Below are 16,423 nucleotides of genomic sequence, written 5' to 3' on the forward strand. Positions count from 1 at the left end.
CACAGTATTCTCCATGGTTCATAGTCGCTATGGTTGAGATACGACGGCGGCACTGCCCGCCGCAAGAAAGGTTGGGCAATGGTTCCCCCCGGCAAGCACGCGGCAGCAGCGGCTCCTCACGAAACTGAGGGCGCGTCCCCAGGGCTTAACGTGGTGGTCTTTGAGCCCGAATCACCCGCTCCGCTTCCCCCCGTCTTTTTGATTCACGGATTCGGATCCTCCGTAGAACTGAATTGGGTTAAAACCGGCTGGGTTACGGCGCTGAACCGGGCAGGGCGTCGAGTCTTCAGCGTTGACTTGCCAGGGCACGGGCGCAGCGCCGCACCTTATGACCTTGATTCCTACACTCCCGGTAAGATCCGTGCTGAGATTCTGCAGATCCTTTTTGATCAAGGGATCCGCCCGCTTACACATGCAGATGCTGCCAGCGGCGTTGACGTCATAGGCTACTCACTTGGTTCCCGGTTGGCGTGGGAGTTTGGCGCCACACAAAAAGAGCTCGTGCGAAAAATGGTTTTGGGGGGGCCCAACCCGGAAGATCCACTGGCCGATTTTGATCTGCGAGCCGCCCAGGACTTTCTCAATGACGGCACACCCATCTCCGATGAATCCACGGCCTGGCTACTGCGCATGGCCCAAGCGGTGCCATCCAATGACATCTTTGCCCTGCTGGCACTTATCCATGCCGTGAAAATGGAACCCTTTGAACCCACGGACGCCGTGCCATGCATGCCAGTACTGCTTGTTGCAGGGGGCCTGGACGAACGTGCCCGGCGCATGAGCCAACTAGCCGCATTGAATCCGGCGGCTCAGCAGCTTGTGATTGAGGGGCGCACCCACGGCAACACCGTGACCTCAGGGGAGTTTAAAAAAGCGGCGATCGACTTCCTCAAGTGACCCACAGCTGTAGGATTTACCGCACTTTCCCCATTCAGTGGCCTTGATGGGTGGCCAGCTACCGACACGGGGGAATGCTCCTGACTAGGTTTCTCCTGCGCACTGGCTCCGGTAGCGACTGGGACTGACACCAAACCTTCTTTTGAATGCAGTGCTCAAAGCGAAAGGGCTCCCGTAGCCCACCTCCGCAGCGATCTGCGCAGTAGTCAACGCAGGGTCTGTCAGTAATTCGCTGGCAAGGAGCATCCGCCAATTCGTCAGGTACGTCATGGGTGGCTCACCTACCGAACTGCGGAAGCGGTGAGCAAAGGTCGCCCTAGATACATTCAACTTTTGTGCCAGCAATTCAAGACTCCACGTCTCTGCGGGCCACTCATGAAAAATCGCCAACGCCTGGGCGCTGAGCGGATCCATCCCACCCGCTAGCCAGCCTCGTGCTTTTGCAGGGTTGCCTCTGGCCCATGCGCGGATAGCTTGAACCAGCAGCACATCCAGTAGACGATCAATGACACTGCCTTGCCCCGGTGCCTCTGTAGTGATTTCCGCTTCGAGCAAACCAAGTAAAGACTGGCTGACTTCGCCGGAGGGGGCTAGGGCTACTCGTGGCAAGGCACTGGTGAGGACTGCTCCAAGCTCTGCGTCAGATTCGTATGTCCCGATGAGCATCGTTGTTGACCCTGAAGAGGCATTGCCCCACGTGCGGATCCCGTGACTCAGGCTTGTGACCAGGTCCGCCCCGGAAGGAGAAGTGCACCGCTGCCCGGGATGGATAATCACATCCGCGTCGCGCAGGAGATCATCACTCACAGCATATGGGGCTGGCCCCCGAACAACAGCCACGTCACCAGGTGCTAACTGGAACGCTTCATTATCTGCGGCCAAGAACGCCGTGCCTTTCATCATGACCATCACAGTGAGAGACGCACGGTCCGCCACCAGAACAGACCAGCCAGGCGACATGACCATACGGAGGGCAAAGGCGCGCCGAGCCCGGGGCCCGTCCAAAAGATGAGTCAGTGGATCCATGCGACAAATCTAGACGATCACGTATGGAATTACACCTTTGGACTATTCAAAACGCACCACGGCTGAGCTTGACTAGAAGTATGACACATTCAAAAGCACTTGTATTTGGTGGCACGGGTCGTACAGGCAGCCGGATTGTCCGCCATTCTCAGCACGGCGGCAGGCAAACACGTATCGCTTCTCGGCAGGGAGAGAGCCCGTTCAGCAGGGAAGACCGAGCAACGTGGGAACGCACTGATCGCGACGCCCCGGCTGTGGGGACTGCCGTCCGAGGCGCTGCCATCCCAGACGCTGCCATCCCAGGACTAGGGCATCGCGAATCTGCGGCTGCCTCATGAGCTACGATCTCCCAGGTGTTCTAACGCTCGCGTCCGCTGTCTGCGCCGGAGTCACCGGAGGGGTCTACTTGGGCTTTGCCGTTATTGTCATGCCAGCACTTCGCAGCCTCCCCAGTTCCGAGGCAGTAGCTACGATGCAAGGCATCAACATCAGCGCAGTTAAGCTGCCTTTCATGGCAATTTTCTTTGGCGGTACAGCAGCCGCTCTCGCCCTTATTGTTGCGGAAGCCGCCATAGGCGGAACCGCTTTGGGCGCTTCAAGGCGGTTGATTGGTGCAGGCTTGGTTCTGGCATCATTGGGCATCACCATGGTTCGCAATGTTCCCCTGAACAACAGACTTGCTCAGGTTCCTCCTAACTTAGGGAACTGCCGCGATTCTTGGAAGACATTTGATCAGGGATGGAGTAGAGCGAACCTGTTGCGTGCCACAGCGTCAATAGTTGCCACTATCCTCTTCGTCGATTCCTTGTCATTGTCTCCCGGCACAGACTAGTCGACTCCCCCAACAGCATTGCTGCACGCAGTGTTGGCAGTTTCAGGCCCCTCGCGGCGTCCAACCTGAGGGCAGCGCACCCGCAATGGTTCCACGTTCGGTATCCACCTTCGCTGACCAGCCTTGGGCTGCCTGGTTGCCCTCGAATGCTCCGCGCGCCAACCGCATTCCAACATCCGGGTGAGTCATCCCAGGCGCTCCCCCACGTCGAGCTGAGGCACGGACGCTCCACGACTCATCGGCAAAGCCACCGCCACGAAAGACGCGGTAGTCCCCATAGCGCGCCGGATCGAGATGATCCCAGCACCATTCCCATACGTTGCCGAGGGTGTCGTGGATCCCAAATTCATTGGGATGTTTCAACCCAACAACTTGAGCTTCATCCACTTCATCGGCGCCAGTCCAAGCAACAAGCTCCAGTGGCCCGTAGTGCGGCCCTTTGGTACCGGCCCTGCAGGCATATTCCCACTCTGCCTCCGTTGGCAAACGGTATCCGGAGGCGTCCGTTTGCCACCTGACCTGGTCACCTTCCACCAGGTAGGCAGCAACCAGCCCCTCACGTACTGAGGCACGATTACAAAACTCTATGGCGTCTAGCCAACTGATATTCACAACAGGACTCGAGGATCCCCCCGCACCGCCCATCAGCTTCACGAACTGAGCCGTGGTGACAGGAACAAACCCTATTTCAAAGTGCTCAAGATCAACTACCCATCGGCGATGCCGCCGCGCGTCGTGCAGTTCTACCTGACCCGCAGCCAGCGGGCGAAGACCAGATACAGCCATTATGCGACCTTTCCCTTCAGGACGATCTCGCCTCGGGCAGCGGCTCTGCAGCCCCGTGTTTCGGCAGAAAGTTCCTTGTTCTTTGCTTAGCTGGTAGCTTCGTTGCATGGGGATTTTTCGAATTGTATACTCTGGAATATTTGCAGCGGCACTCGTGTATGTCTTTTTCCTTGACGCTTCATTGTGGGAGAAGCTTTTTATTCTGGCGCTGAGTGCGGCTCCGCTTGTGATGCACGAGTTTCAGCTGCGAAAGCGAAAAATTGCGGCTGCTGAACAAGCCGCTCATGCATCCAGTTCGGTACCTGATCAGATCTTTCATGCCTATCAGGAACGTACGTACAACCATAAGTGAAATGTTCCTCGACTTCGAGCTAGTCGCCACGCCCTCTGAGAGAACATGACTCTCAGCCCCAAAAAACACCGAACATACTCATATTTCCCGCACAACTTTTTGTCGCACTAAGACCACAGCCGCTGCTTATTCCAACTGTCGCCGTCACGGTTGTAGCGCAGGCGTTGGTGATCCCGGCTCTGATCGCCCTGCCAAAATTCAATGGAGCTTGGCACAATCAGCCATAGTGCCCAGTGCGGAGAGACAATATTGTTATCAGCTTCTATAGCCGCCTTGGCTCGCTCGATTGCTTCTTCGCGAACGTCCTCATCTGTGAGGACGGAACTCTGGTGACCAGCTAAGACAATCGCTCGGGCTAGCGGGTGGCGAGCTAGAAAGTCCTTGGCCGACTCGGCCGTGGATGCACGTTGTGCTCTCCCACGGACCCGCACCGCCCGGGCCAGTGTGCTCCAGTAAAACGTGAGGGCGCAGTTCGGGTTCTGGAGCAGTTGGCGCCCTTTGGCCGATTCGTCGCTTGTTGCAATTTTAAAAACGCAGTCTTCGGTGACGTCTTTGACAATCAGCACTCGGGCATCCGGAACACCGTCCTGATCGACGGTGGCAAGCGTGGCCGCATGGCCTTCCGGGACCCCTGCATTCAAGGCATGCCGGAACCATGAAGTGAAGAGTTCATGGGGATCATTGGGCGCCGCGGCTGGATCAAATTTCGGGGCCTGGCCCACAATGGATGGAGCGGATCGAAGCTCATCACGAAGTGTTTTCATCATTCCATTCTCCACAAATAACTGCATCAGGGAAGCTGTCTGCGTTGCTGACTTGGTGAACATGAGAAAAGTAATTGCCCCGGCGTCCAAGCTCACTTGGACGCCGGGGCAATTCGGTGGATCGATTATTAAGACTGCATGTACAGGATCTCTCCTGCCGCTTTTCCACTATGCAGATCCCAGTATGCTTCCGCGATCAAATCCGGATCAAAGAAAGTACCTGACGCAACGGCACCCCCGATGGTCACCGTACCCACCTTGAGGCCGTGCTTGGCGAACTCCTCAGCGAGCGTGAAGGTCAGATTGCGAAGGCCGGCTTTGCTGATGGCGGCGGATGCCCTCGACGCAACGGGATTCAGGGCCAGTAGGCCTCCCGTGAAAAGAATGGAACCCGAACCGTGTGCAATCATGGCAGGAGCCACCAGCTGAGCGCAGATCAGCGCCCCGACCACGTTGACCGAAAAATCCTTGGTTAGGTCCATAGGGTCTAGGACGGACGGGTTGGCAATCGTGTTGGCACCGGCGTTGTAGACCAAGGCATCCAATGTTCCGTGTTCTGCCTGGATGCGGGCAAAAGCCGATTTCAGGCTCTGCTCATCGCTCACATCTGAAACGATGCCGTGGGCTTGGATCCCAGCATCTTGAAGTTCTGATACCCGGAGTGCAAGTGATTCAGGGTTTCTGGCCAGTAGGATAATTGTGAAGCCGTTGGCCCCGAATTTCCTGGCGACTCCGGCACTAACGCCGGGACCGGCCCCAACTATTGCCACATATTTATTGTTCATTTCCACTGCTTTCGATAGACGTGGTTGCGATGACAACAAGTCGGTTGGAAAGGAGCTGGAGAGGCGTTCGAGGCGTGGGCAGGCATTCCATGTCATGCGCGTAAGAGGATTGAATTTTTAATGTATCACGCGGAAAATTTACCTTTAGAACCGGTGCGGGCATACGCGCCGATGGTTTCCTAGCCGTTGCGGACCGTGGCAAGGTTCAGCGATTGTATTCCCTCATCCAGTGTGAGTATTTTCATCCGGCCATTGTTCTCACCGGAGAACGTTTCTTGTTGATGTTCAACGGTGAGGAGCGAATTGCGCCCGCGACAGAATGCCTTCTATGACCCCGGTTTTGGCATCGGCGCAGGCATTCATATCCGAAAAGCCGCGGGACATGAGCTGGCGTTTGGTACGCGCGTACAACTCTCGATCTTCGAGGTTATTTCGAAGCCTGTTGCGGAGCATGAGGTAAGCGTTGACATTGGGATGGTCGTTTTCAAGCAGATGGATATGAACCTTCAGAGCCGGCGTTCTGAGCATGCGGTGTCCGGGTTCGCGGACTCGAAGCTCATATCCAGCTTTGAGAAGTGGGACCAGATAATCCTCTTCAGCGGTAATATCTGCAACCGTCACCAAAATATCGACAAGGGGTTTCGCCGCCAGAGTTGGGACCGACGTCGAACCAATGTGTTCTATAGAAACCGCTTGGCTTCCCAACGCAGTCCTAGTCTGGGCCAAGTGGGCCCCTCAAGCGATTCGCCCGCAGTCACCAGCGGGTAGGGCTCTGACGGTTGGGCGCGCCTTCGTGACGCCTCGACAGCGCAGGATTTCCTTTCACTGCGATGGACCAGGCACCTAGCCCAAACGCGGCGGCGGCTAGAGCGTTGAAGATTACTTTATCCGCCCCCGCTCCGTTTAAGACATCGATTACCCCTATGATCACAAAAGCAGCAGCCAATAGGGCTATGCAGAATGAGAAGATCATGGCCCATCGTGGTAGGTTTCGAATTTCCTTCACTGCCAACAACTCCTTTTACTAAAGTAGATTTGATGGTGATTTAGATCATACCCCTTTTGCTTCTTCTCCCTCAGGCAAAGAGCTGCGGCAAAAAGCAGCCACGCCCCGAGATGGCCAATGACTTCCAAGAAGTGACAGCCACCATCGCTAATTAGCCGGCCGTGGTAGAAGCAAGGCAGCGAAAGTGTGCTGATTTTCCTCGAATACGAGGATCGTAATGAGCTGGCCTCCTGCTAACACCTTCAGTGCACAAAGGCGTTTGCCCTGGAACTGTACAGCGCAGCGTCCCTTACAGAGGTCAACGGGACAGCCTATATTTTTTTGATAATTCTAAGTCAGTAGTAGGAGAATAGTGTGAAGAAAGTTACCGAACCGAAGAGGCAGAGAGCGCAATTATATTTCCGAGACCGCGGCCCATCTTCATCACACCGCTTATGCTTTGACCAGAACATACAAGGCCGTTTGCAAGCACTGCACGAGGAAGCTCAAGGTCAAGCGTTGGAAGCCAGCCAGCTGTATCAGCAGGATGTGGTCCGGGGCCACCCCTTACAAGGAATGGACCGATGAAGGTTTACTCATTTCACGAGGGTGCATTTGATTCGGTGACGAAATCAATGGAGCCTGTGAACGTCCTCGCAAGTGATGGTTCAATCGCTGGCGTTATCACTCGCGGTAAAATACCTGGTTGTGAGATAGCCGGTACTTTTCAGTTCACCCCGGAGACAGGTCCGCATACAAGCATCGGCGTGCGTAGAGCAACGATCAGATCCGCCTTTTCGCGGCTGTTCAGACCGACCTACGAGGTCATTCATGATGGCGTTGCCGACATATTTGTTGATCGGCTCGGAGAGAATTTTCTTTACTTTGCAGTCAAAGGCCAACTTAACGGTGGGGTAATCACCGCTCGAGAGGACTGGGACGGTTCCGTTGTAGTAACTGCGCAACGCAAAGCGCTCGGCCGTTTCCAACCAGGAGGCGTTTTGGCCAGGACTCGAGTGGAGATTGCAGAGGCCGTACCGGGTACGGCCGAATTCGGACTCTTAATTTTATTACCGCTCATTCACAGTATTTACAAGGACGAATCCGACGCTGTAGCTTCATTGTTCGGATAGCAGCACCAGCCGGGTTGCTTGGTTGGTTCAAATCCAACAATGGCACCCTTCTTTGAACAGGCTGCACTAGTCTTGGAAGTCTTTGATTATGGCTTCGCCAGAAACGAGAAATGACGGCCGCCCCGGATGTGGAGTGGCCGTCATTTCACTGCGCTAGTGTGTGCTCAGAGTCAGTGTTCCTCTGCCGCAGCAGCCGCCTTTTTGGCGTCTTTCTCCGCACGCAAAGCATCTGCTTCATGCTGCTCTTCTGCCTTTTCCTGATGGATGACTTCAGCCAAGAGCTTCTCCATCTCCTTGGCAACCCCTGCCGCTGATGCGGGATTTTGGCCGGTAACAAGTCGCTCGTCAACTACCACCTTCTCCTCAAAGACATCCGCGAAAACATGAGTTGCCCCTAGTTCTTCGAGCCTGTCTGCCAGGAAGAAGGGAATGACTTTGTCCTTGCCTGCGGCTACTTCCTCGTCGTTGGTGAAAGCCGCAACATTTCGGCCGTTGACAAGGTGTATGCCATTGGCCAATTCCACGTTCACTAAGCCAGCAGGCCCATGACAGACAGCACCCACAACACCGCCTGAGTTGTAGATACTAGCAACTAGCTTTTGAAGGCCTTCACTGTCCGGGAAGTCCCACATGGTGCCGTGGCCACCCACGAGGAAGACGGCGTCATATTGTTCCGGGTCAATGACATCGACGCGGGCCGTGTTGTACAGGCCAGCTCGCGTTGTCTCGTCCTCTGTGAAGGCAACTTGAATGGGGTCTTCCACGTCAACGCCGTCGTGCGGGGGTTGACCACCTTTAATGGATGCGAAGTCAACGAAATGTCCGGAGTCTTTGAAGACTTTCCAGGGATGTGCAGCTTCGCCTACGTTGTAGCCGGTCTTTTCTCCGGTGTCACCGATCTCGGAAACGCTGGTCAGTACCATGAGGATTTTCTTCATGAGGTGCTCCTTTCGTCCATTTCCCACCCTAGACGAATCGCAGACATCATGACCAGTCCGGGTCAGAAACTCCCAGCGTGTACACAGATTCAGTGGGATGACCAGCGAACCACACCACCGTACATCGCCAAAGATGGATGTCTATCACAAGATGTCGAACAAACGGTTCCAAGGCTTGGGAACTACTCCGCGCGGGTCAGCTGCTTTCGCAATACCACTGAAGCTACAATGCCGAGCACGAATAACGTTGATGCTGCTGCAATCGGGACAAGGAACGCGGCATCGTAGCCAACACTTTGCGCCAGCGAACCCGAAAGTGCCGAACCCAATGCCGTGCCCGCCACAATGCCACTAGCTAAGGCTGTCATGACGGTGCCCATCCACTGCGGCGGGGCTACAACACTGCCAACGCTGAAGATTGTCACCATGGTGGGGCCTACGGGCAAACCCACCAGCAGCAGCACCCAAGCCATCTGGCCTAACGACTCCGGCGCCAAGAAAAACACAGTCCCGCCTGCCATGAAGCCAGATGCCAGCACCCACCGCCACGCATAGCTGAACTTCACTGGCCAATAGGCCACTGACAGGGCCGTCAGCGCCGAGCTGGCACCCATGATCGCGTACATCAGCCCGGCCTGGTCAACAGAACCATAGACACCTGTAAAAGCTGCCAGCGCTGTTTGCGAAGAACCAAAGAACGTCCCCATGCACAGCATCGCAGCCACCGGCACTGCCACGAGGAACCAGTTGGGCCTTTCCTCGCTCACGTAGCCTGCATTGCCCACCGTGCTGCTTGCAGCTGGGCGTGCACTGACGTAATCCGCGGTTGGGTGGAGAGCGAAAAGTGTTACAAGTGACACTGTCATGACAGCAGCGAGAACAAGCGGCAGCCAAGGCGCCACAAGTGACGCCAGCAGACCCACAAGGGCCGGGCCCAAGACAAATGTCACTTCATCGGCTGTTCCTTCAAGGGACAAGGCCGTGTCAACCATGGGTCCGCGCTGACTCGCAGGGAGTTTCTTACTCAACGCCATCCAGCGCACACGGGACAGTGGGCCCACCTGGGGCGAGGTTCCCCCAGCCGCCAGAGCCGTTAGGAGCACCACCACTGTTGCGCCGTCAGTGAGCTGGGCACCGCTGTCAGGCAAGAGCAAATAGGCCAGCACAACGACGGCCGTCACCAAAATGAAATTCACCACAGCAGCAACCAGCAGCACCCCCCGCTGTCCCAGCCGGTCTGCCAGGTAGCCCACAACTGGCGCCCCCGCGGCTGCACCCAAACCAATGCACCCCGCCGCGAACCCTCCGATCGCGTACGAGTCGCTGACATGGGTGACCATTGTCAGCACACCGATTGTCAGCATCGCTAGAGGAACACGGGCAAAGAGTCCCAAGGGAATATAACTTTTTCCGGCCAATCTGGGCAGCACGGAGTAGCGGCCACCCTTCACAGCAGTGGCAGCGGGCGCGGGAGCGTTGGGGGAAGACGAGGAACTCAGCTACTTTCGAATCTTTTTGCCTTGGACTCTGCCGGTATCAACCACCGGTTCATTTGATCCACAGACCGCCCAAGTCTACCCTTTTAGGGAGCCGCTGCGCCCGCCATTCTCAGCTCTAAGGTGGAGCCATGACGGCCTTTGTTCACGTGCAGGTGCAGGGGGATCCGCTGCTTCATCTGCTCTACATGGCTGACGAGCCCAACCATCCGTCCGCCGTCGCGCAGAGACTCAAGGGCTTCCATCACTTGCTCAAGGGAGTCCTCATCGAGACTGCCAAAACCTTCATCGACGAAGAGTGTCTCAATATCTAGGCCGCCGGATTCGTACTGGACCACATCAGAGAGGCCCAATGCCAGAGCCAAGGAAGCCATGAATGACTCCCCACCTGAAAGCGTCGCTGTGTCACGGCTCATCCCCGTCCATTGGTCTACGACCTCCAGGCCTAGTCCGGATTTCTTATTGCCTGATTTCGCATCGCTATGCCGCAACGTGTAGCGGGCGTCGCTCATGGTTGCCAAACGCGTCGAGGCAGCCTCGGCTACCTGCTCCAAGCGCGCAGCCAGAACGTAGCTTGTCAGCGTCATCTTCAAGTTGTTATCCCCCAATCCGCGGACTGTCTCTGAAAGCCCAGCCAGCATCCGGGCTTTTTCACGAAGTGGAGCAACAACTCTCTCCTGTTCCTGGAATGCGGCTGCTGTGTTCCGGAGCTGTTCCGCGGCCGAAAGTGCCAGCCCCAGGGCCAGCGCACCCTCGCGTGCCTTCGTTTGAGCATGCCGTGCCCCCTGGGCCAATTCCGCAAGGACCTCTCCGCTTGCCGCACCAATATTAGCGTCCACTTCAACCTGGGCGGCAATGATCTCAGGCATAGCCAGTCTGTCAGCGTTCACCGCCACAGCTCTGGCATGGCCCTTGATGTCCTTATCCAGGGCCGCCGCAGCGGCCGGAGTGAGCAGAGCTGCCTGGACCGCTTCGACGTCGTCAAACGCTGAGTCTGCGAGCGCTTGTTCCAGCGCAACCGCGGCATCCTCCTTGGCAGCCTCGGCTGTGGCCCGGTTGCGCACGGCGACCAGGAGCTCCTGTCCTGGAATTTGAGCCTGCACCAACGCAGTACGGCGTTTCAACAGCGATTCGTATCCGTCACGAACGACGGCCAGGTGTTCTTGCAAAAGCGCTATTTCTTCGCCCACCGCAGCAGTGCCAGCTCCCAACGATGCAGCCTGTCCGGTTGCTGCCAGCATTTCCGTTTGAGCCTGATCTATGCGGATTTGGAGTCCTACGGCTTCTGAACTCAAGGCTGCCAGTTCCGACGCTGCCTCGGTGGCTTGGCCATGCGCAAGCGTGGCCCGCTGCACTCTGTCCTTCGTTTCTTGCAGATCACTCTCACCTCCACGTTCGGCAAGGACAACAAGACGGTTTTTGGCCTCTGCGAGCTGTGTGCCAGCCGTGACGGCAAGCCCTTCAGCCGCCTCGAAAGCACTCTTGGCGACCTTTTCAGCCCTTACCAGATCAGCGCCGGATCCGGCCAGTGGTGAGGGAGCAGGGTGGACTTTGCTGCCGCATACTTGGCATGGTTCACCATCGACGAGGTTGGCAGCCAGTTCTCCGGCGACGTGGTTGAGCCTGTCGTTGAATGCCCCCAGCCAGCGTTCCTTTGCACTCAGGGCCACTTCACGAGCGTTAGCTTCAGCCACGGCGAGCTCGGATACCTTGTGATTCTGGCGCTGGTGCTCTTCAATGGCTACAACAAGCACTTGTGCTTGCGCGGCGTCTTGGCTCGAATGCTCCATGGTTTGGGCCACCGGGCGCAACTTCTCCTGAGATTGAAGTACCTGACTCAAGCGTGTTTTGGCGGCGGAGGCAGAGCTAGCTTGCTCGTCCTGGTGTGTAAGTGCCGCAGCCAGCGCTTTTTCGCCTTTGATAAGATCTGCAGTTTTCTGTAGTAGCCGGGCTTCATCAGGTAGTGCCCCATCTACGGTTCCAAGCCGTGTGCTCAGCTCACGATCGTATCTTTCTAAGTCGGAGATCTCTGCCGCGTGCGCCGGTTGACCCAGCAAGGCACCTGCAATGTCATTTCCGTCAAAGATTGCCGTTGCAGCAGCTACTCGTCTCTGCGCTCGCTCACTCTCGCTGCCCGTTCTCTTGGCTGCAGCCAGCACTGCTGCCAAGACCTGTGCTTGATGGTGTTGCTCCTGTTGGTGGCGCCATTGCAGAGCCGTTTGTCCCAGATGTTCCAGTCTTTCGCGTTCTGCAACCGCTGTGGCAAACGCCTTGTGACGGCTGCTACGACTTTCTGCTTCCGCCACGGCGTTTACCAATGATTCGGACTCAGCCTCGAATTCCTTTGCACGTTTCATGGCACGGTCAACGCCCAGAGCAAGGCCAACGCGCAGTATCTCAAATAGCTCAGACCCATGCAGCTCGTTAAATTCAACACCGCCTGAGGCCTCCGGCTCGTTCGACGTTGTGTTCTTCTCTGCGACCTGGGCAGCGTTGGCGGCCAGAACCGGCGCCGCTTGGCCGCGGCCAAGCTGCTCGGTCGCCGCCAGCTCACCCAACCCAGCAGCAACGGCCAGTTGAGCGGTCCTTGAATCGGTGGCCAAACGATTCTCTAGGTCTTTGTAAACGTCGGTGCCAAACAGTTTTTGCAGCAACACCTGCCGCTCTTCCGCGCTGGCACGCAGAAAAGCGGCAAAGTCACCCTGCGCCAACAAAACAACTTTGGTGAACTGCGCCATGTTCATGCCGAGAAGGTCTTGAATCTCAGCAGCCGATTCGTCATTGCGGGCTGATTTGACCTCCCATCCTGCGGTAGTTTTTTCACGTAACTGGGTGCTTGCCTGCTCTCGCGTTGTGCCAGTGCCGCGTTTGAGCGGGCGCATCCATTCGGGGCTGCGGCGCACCTCCAGGCGCCGACCACCAGCGCTAAACTCACACACAACTTCGGGGACAACGCCCTCGGCTGCATGATGGCTGCGCAACTGGTTCTGGGCTCCTTGCCGTGCACCGGGCACTCGGCCATAAAGCGCATAGGCGATAGCGTCAAGAACGCTGGTTTTGCCTGCTCCTGTGGAACCGTTGAGAAGGAACAGTCCTTGGGCGCCCAGCTTGTCAAAATCAACAATTTCACGGCCTGCAAAGGGACCAAAGGCTTGAATTTCTAAGCGGTGGATCCTCACAATGCACTCTCCTGTTCCCGCACGCCGGCCAACGCAGCCCGCAGAATTTGCTGTTCATCATCACTGGCGCTTCGGTGGCGCACATGATCAAGGAAGCCGCAGCACAACTCCAACTCGTCAGTGGCCTGGGCAATGCGATCGCCATAGCTTTGCTGCTCGGGGTTCCGGGGCGTTTCGGGGGCAAACATCAGAACCAGTGTGTGTTCAAAGCGTGTCCGTAACCGATCCATAGCCAGTTCCGGACTGTCATTGTCCGTAAGGGTGATTTGGCAGTAATTCCCTTCATCCTGGGAGAACGCTTCGCTGCTCAGTAGCTCATCAATCTTCCCGGACAGGATACTCAAGGCGCGTTCCGGATCCCACTGAACTTTCCGCACCTCGCCGAGTCCACTGGCTGTTATCTCTAACAGCCATGCACCCTTTTTATGCCTAGCTTCAGAAAAAGAGTAGGGCAGTGGTGAGCCACTGTAGCGAACAGACTCGCTCAGTATTTGTGGCCCGTGTAGATGGCCAAGTGCGGTGTAAGTGAAGGGTTCGAAGAGGTCAAGAGGGACAGCGCCCACTCCACCAACTGACAACTCCCGCTCACTGGCGGAGGAGACTCCACCGCTGGCGAATGTATGTGCCAGCACAACTGAGGCCGTCCCTGGTGCACGCGTGGCCAGATCGGCGGCGATCAGCTTCACGGCTGCTTCGGTGACGCTAAAGTGCGTCCCATTTTCAACGTCAAGCTCCTCCGCCACCAGCCGAGGTTCAAGGAACGGAATCCCGTAAATTGCCACCTGAGTGGTGCTGTCTGGGCCGGCGTCTTTGCCCATAAGTGGAAGTAGCACAGGTGTTGCCAGATCGCTCAGGCGCGTGCGCAAATGCACTCCTGCGCGCTCCAGCAAACGGCCACCAAAGCCGAGTCTGCTGGCGGAGTCGTGATTACCACTTGTAACAACCACTTGTACCCCTGTGGCGTTGAGCCTAGCCAGGATCTCATCAAATAAGTTCACTACGTCAACGCTGGGCAAAGCACGGTCATAGACGTCGCCGGCAACCAAAACGACGTCGACGTTTTCTGTGATGACGGTTTCCAGAAGCTGGTCGGCAAAACGCCGTTGGGCGGCAAGTGTGCCAATGCCGTGGAACGACCTGCCCAAATGCCAGTCTGAGGTGTGTAGTAGCTTCATGCCTCCACGGTATCGGAGGCCGCTGACATTCCCAGATTGGCCTGCCCGGAAGTTGCCCACGGTGAGAGTGCTGAGGGTGGGTTAGCGGCTCTTCTTTTCAACTGTGATTGTTTCAACGGCGGCAATATTCGCCAGCTTGGAACCGTAAATAACGGCTGTGAGCAACAAAGCGCATGCCAGTAGGGCCATGATGATCTGAGTATTGGGTGAGTCTAAAAAGAGCAGCCCTGCCAGTGAGATTGCTGCAGCAGCAATCCCGCTGACCCACATGGACTGAACCGCTGCGCCGTGCCCAGCCTGCCACGTTTCTTCATTAACCATGGTCTTGGCCGTCCGGATACCCACGAATGGATTTCTTTTGATTTTACCTAAGGCGCAGGCATGGTTGAGCCCGGCAATCCCAAGTGAACACAGGGCAAGAAGTAGGAGGGAGAAGATCAGCATCTTTTAACAGTAGCCGTAAACGGATCTAGCCACTTCACCGAAAATTCAGCGTGCGCACCATCACCGGCGAGAAGGAGTTGGCTACTTCTTCGGTGCGTCAAAAAAGGCTTGAGCATCGCTACTTCCTGTTCCATCTCCTGTTCCGGGGGCGCTTATGTTGCCGGCACCTGTCGCTGTTGTGGCGTCCGGCCCAACCGCTGTTGGGTTAACCGCTGTCAGGTTAGTCGGTGTCGGGATAACCGCCGGTGCCTCATAGCTGTCCAGTGCTTCCTCCGTCACCGGTGCTTCCAGAAACACCGGGGTGCCGGTTGCTGCGATGGGGGCATCGGCGTCGTCCATCAGGACATCAGTTCTCAGCGACTTCGAGGGAGCAAAAGAGCGGTAGATGGCGGCGGCCAATGCGGCACCAAACAGCGGTGCCAGCCAGAACAGCCACAACTGGCCCAATGCCCAGGAATCAGCCAGGAACACCACGGAAGTTGCGCGCGCCGGGTTCAGCGAACCATTGCTCAGCGGCATGGTGATCCCCACAGCTACGGCAAACGCCAAACCAACCGCAACCGGACCCAACGTTGTCTTATTCCCTGGCGAAGTGACACCCAGGATCATTGCTGTCAGCACGCCTACAGCCACGATTTCCACAATCAGCACCCCGATCATGGGCACCTGAGAGGGGGAATGCGCATCAAAACCGTTGGCCAAGGCGCCGAACAGCTCGGCGGTTTTAGGTGTGGCCCCGGCCGGCATGACCTGCATCAGGGCCAACCAAAGCGCTGATGCCAGCAACCCACCAACGGTCTGCGCCACCACGTACAAAGCCATAGCGGAAAACTTCAGCCGCCCCGCCACAGCCATACCAAGTGAAAACGCCGGGTTGAAATAGCCGTTGGAAATGTGGCCGAAGGAGATGATCGCGGCAACCATCGCTAACCCGTAGGCGAACCCAACGGTGGATCCTGTGCCTCCAGAACTAAACAGCGCCGTGCCCAATCCTGCGAACACGATGAAAAAGCTGCCGAGTCCCTCAATGGCAACACGGATACTGAGCGGGTAGGCATGCACCGGGGCCGCAGCCGTTCCAGTTGTAGTCATGGCGTGAAAAAATCCTTCGGTTGAAAAATGATGAGAACCTTTATTGCAGGCAGCGCGTCATGTGCCGCACCACTCGGGGCAGAGCAGGCTGTGAGGGCCCATGGGGCTAAACACCCAACGCCAACGCACACACTATGGCCGCAGCCAGAGCAACTATAGCGGCCGAGGCTGTGCGTAACATAAGTGCCGAAGCTCTGATGTGATCGCTGCTCTCAAGCACACCAACCCCGGCGTGAAGTTTGCGGATACGGCTGACTGCGCACAAGACCAAGACCATTGTCATCAACGACGCGACCATAGTACACACGCCCAGTCCAATTACCTGGGCCGAATGACCTGTAGTAAAAAGCTCTGCCTCGTTGGCCAACAGGGAGTCATTGTTTGCTCCTGTTAATGCCCCCAACCAGCCACGCCAAATAAACACGTCGGCAATAACGGCGCTGATGACTGTCCGGCGCCACGACAGGGCCGTGCGTTCCGGCTGCAACCCGGGATCGCCAGCAGTAGGCGCAGGGCCGTCGGGGAAAGCTGCGCTCACG

Annotated in this window: 17 protein-coding genes; 4 read left to right on the plus strand and 13 right to left on the minus strand. The window is 56.9% G+C overall.

Annotated features, from left to right (window positions below; translation table 11 throughout):
• The first annotated feature begins 78 nt into the window (after positions 1-78).
• Positions 79-897, plus strand: a complete 819-nt coding sequence (locus QMG40_RS03915; protein WP_283528094.1) for an alpha/beta fold hydrolase — start codon at positions 79-81, stop codon at positions 895-897.
• Between the two features lie 84 nt (positions 898-981).
• On the opposite strand, the gene QMG40_RS03920 is transcribed toward QMG40_RS03915, so the two are convergent.
• Complete coding sequence (locus tag QMG40_RS03920) at positions 982-1,923, minus strand: AraC family transcriptional regulator (protein WP_283528097.1); 942 nt, start codon at positions 1,921-1,923, stop codon at positions 982-984.
• Between the two features lie 80 nt (positions 1,924-2,003).
• Between QMG40_RS03920 and QMG40_RS03925 the strand changes: the two genes are divergently transcribed.
• Positions 2,004-2,261 (plus strand): NAD(P)-dependent oxidoreductase, encoded by a 258-nt coding sequence (locus QMG40_RS03925; RefSeq protein WP_283528099.1) that lies wholly within the window; start codon positions 2,004-2,006, stop codon positions 2,259-2,261.
• Positions 2,258-2,755: an anthrone oxygenase family protein gene (locus QMG40_RS03930; RefSeq protein ID WP_283528102.1), complete on the plus strand. Its 498-nt coding sequence runs from the start codon at positions 2,258-2,260 to the stop codon at positions 2,753-2,755. The genes QMG40_RS03925 and QMG40_RS03930 overlap by 4 nt, the downstream gene beginning before the upstream one ends.
• A gap of 42 nt (positions 2,756-2,797) precedes the next feature.
• On the opposite strand, the gene QMG40_RS03935 is transcribed toward QMG40_RS03930, so the two are convergent.
• From QMG40_RS03935 to QMG40_RS03955, 5 genes are all read right to left on the minus strand, one after another.
• Complete coding sequence (locus QMG40_RS03935) at positions 2,798-3,541, minus strand: formylglycine-generating enzyme family protein (protein WP_283528104.1); 744 nt, start codon at positions 3,539-3,541, stop codon at positions 2,798-2,800.
• A 459-nt stretch (positions 3,542-4,000) separates the two neighbouring features.
• The gene (locus QMG40_RS03940) at positions 4,001-4,660 is read right to left on the minus strand and encodes a pyridoxine/pyridoxamine 5'-phosphate oxidase (protein ID WP_283528106.1); all 660 of its coding nucleotides are present in this window, start codon (positions 4,658-4,660) and stop codon (positions 4,001-4,003) included.
• Positions 4,661-4,785: 125 nt separating this feature from the next.
• The gene (locus tag QMG40_RS03945; protein WP_283528108.1) at positions 4,786-5,442 is read right to left on the minus strand and encodes an SDR family NAD(P)-dependent oxidoreductase; all 657 of its coding nucleotides are present in this window, start codon (positions 5,440-5,442) and stop codon (positions 4,786-4,788) included.
• Between the two features lie 285 nt (positions 5,443-5,727).
• Positions 5,728-6,168, minus strand: a complete 441-nt coding sequence (locus tag QMG40_RS03950) for a GrpB family protein (protein WP_283528110.1) — start codon at positions 6,166-6,168, stop codon at positions 5,728-5,730.
• A 28-nt stretch (positions 6,169-6,196) separates the two neighbouring features.
• Positions 6,197-6,448: a hypothetical protein gene (locus tag QMG40_RS03955; protein WP_283528112.1), complete on the minus strand. Its 252-nt coding sequence runs from the start codon at positions 6,446-6,448 to the stop codon at positions 6,197-6,199.
• Positions 6,449-7,011: 563 nt separating this feature from the next.
• On the opposite strand from QMG40_RS03955, the gene QMG40_RS03960 reads away from it, so the two are divergent.
• On the plus strand, positions 7,012-7,560 hold the full coding sequence (locus tag QMG40_RS03960) for a hypothetical protein (RefSeq protein ID WP_283528114.1): 549 nt from the start codon (positions 7,012-7,014) through the stop codon (positions 7,558-7,560).
• Between the two features lie 170 nt (positions 7,561-7,730).
• Here QMG40_RS03960 and QMG40_RS03965 read toward each other — a convergent pair whose 3' ends face one another.
• From QMG40_RS03965 to QMG40_RS03995, 7 genes are all read right to left on the minus strand, one after another.
• The gene (locus tag QMG40_RS03965; protein WP_283528116.1) at positions 7,731-8,498 is read right to left on the minus strand and encodes a type 1 glutamine amidotransferase domain-containing protein; all 768 of its coding nucleotides are present in this window, start codon (positions 8,496-8,498) and stop codon (positions 7,731-7,733) included.
• A gap of 182 nt (positions 8,499-8,680) precedes the next feature.
• Complete coding sequence (locus QMG40_RS03970; RefSeq protein WP_283528118.1) at positions 8,681-9,928, minus strand: MFS transporter; 1,248 nt, start codon at positions 9,926-9,928, stop codon at positions 8,681-8,683.
• A 152-nt stretch (positions 9,929-10,080) separates the two neighbouring features.
• Positions 10,081-13,173, minus strand: a complete 3,093-nt coding sequence (locus QMG40_RS03975; RefSeq protein WP_283528120.1) for an AAA family ATPase — start codon at positions 13,171-13,173, stop codon at positions 10,081-10,083.
• Entirely contained in the window at positions 13,170-14,348 is a 1,179-nt protein-coding gene (locus QMG40_RS03980) for an exonuclease SbcCD subunit D (protein WP_283528122.1), read from the minus strand. Before QMG40_RS03980 ends, QMG40_RS03975 begins: the two co-directional genes overlap by 4 nt.
• An 81-nt stretch (positions 14,349-14,429) precedes the next feature.
• Positions 14,430-14,792, minus strand: coding sequence for an SdpI family protein (locus QMG40_RS03985; RefSeq protein ID WP_283528124.1), 363 nt, complete (start codon positions 14,790-14,792; stop codon positions 14,430-14,432).
• A gap of 81 nt (positions 14,793-14,873) precedes the next feature.
• On the minus strand, positions 14,874-15,884 hold the full coding sequence (locus QMG40_RS03990; RefSeq protein ID WP_283528126.1) for an aquaporin: 1,011 nt from the start codon (positions 15,882-15,884) through the stop codon (positions 14,874-14,876).
• A 106-nt stretch (positions 15,885-15,990) separates the two neighbouring features.
• A complete protein-coding gene (locus QMG40_RS03995; RefSeq protein ID WP_283528128.1) occupies positions 15,991-16,422 on the minus strand; it encodes a DUF202 domain-containing protein in 432 nt (143 codons plus the stop codon).
• Position 16,423: the final 1 nt, after the last annotated feature.

Source organism: Arthrobacter antibioticus (assembly GCF_030063205.1).
In the GTDB taxonomy this organism is placed as follows: Bacteria; Actinomycetota; Actinomycetes; order Actinomycetales; family Micrococcaceae; genus Specibacter.

Excerpts from the sequence above, each read along its gene's own strand:
- QMG40_RS03965 (WP_283528116.1), bottom strand. The coding sequence starts at position 8,498 with ATGAAGAAAATCCTCATGGTACTGACCAGCGTTTCCGAGATCGGTGAC.
- QMG40_RS03925 (WP_283528099.1), top strand. The coding sequence starts at position 2,004 with ATGACACATTCAAAAGCACTTGTATTTGGTGGCACGGGTCGTACAGGC.
- QMG40_RS03920 (WP_283528097.1), bottom strand. The coding sequence starts at position 1,923 with ATGGATCCACTGACTCATCTTTTGGACGGGCCCCGGGCTCGGCGCGCC.
- QMG40_RS03980 (WP_283528122.1), bottom strand. The coding sequence starts at position 14,348 with ATGAAGCTACTACACACCTCAGACTGGCATTTGGGCAGGTCGTTCCAC.
- QMG40_RS03985 (WP_283528124.1), bottom strand. The coding sequence starts at position 14,792 with ATGCTGATCTTCTCCCTCCTACTTCTTGCCCTGTGTTCACTTGGGATT.
- QMG40_RS03960 (WP_283528114.1), top strand. The coding sequence starts at position 7,012 with ATGAAGGTTTACTCATTTCACGAGGGTGCATTTGATTCGGTGACGAAA.
- QMG40_RS03930 (WP_283528102.1), top strand. The coding sequence starts at position 2,258 with ATGAGCTACGATCTCCCAGGTGTTCTAACGCTCGCGTCCGCTGTCTGC.
- QMG40_RS03915 (WP_283528094.1), top strand. The coding sequence starts at position 79 with ATGGTTCCCCCCGGCAAGCACGCGGCAGCAGCGGCTCCTCACGAAACT.
- QMG40_RS03935 (WP_283528104.1), bottom strand. The coding sequence starts at position 3,541 with ATGGCTGTATCTGGTCTTCGCCCGCTGGCTGCGGGTCAGGTAGAACTG.
- QMG40_RS03945 (WP_283528108.1), bottom strand. The coding sequence starts at position 5,442 with ATGAACAATAAATATGTGGCAATAGTTGGGGCCGGTCCCGGCGTTAGT.
- QMG40_RS03990 (WP_283528126.1), bottom strand. The coding sequence starts at position 15,884 with ATGACTACAACTGGAACGGCTGCGGCCCCGGTGCATGCCTACCCGCTC.
- QMG40_RS03940 (WP_283528106.1), bottom strand. The coding sequence starts at position 4,660 with ATGATGAAAACACTTCGTGATGAGCTTCGATCCGCTCCATCCATTGTG.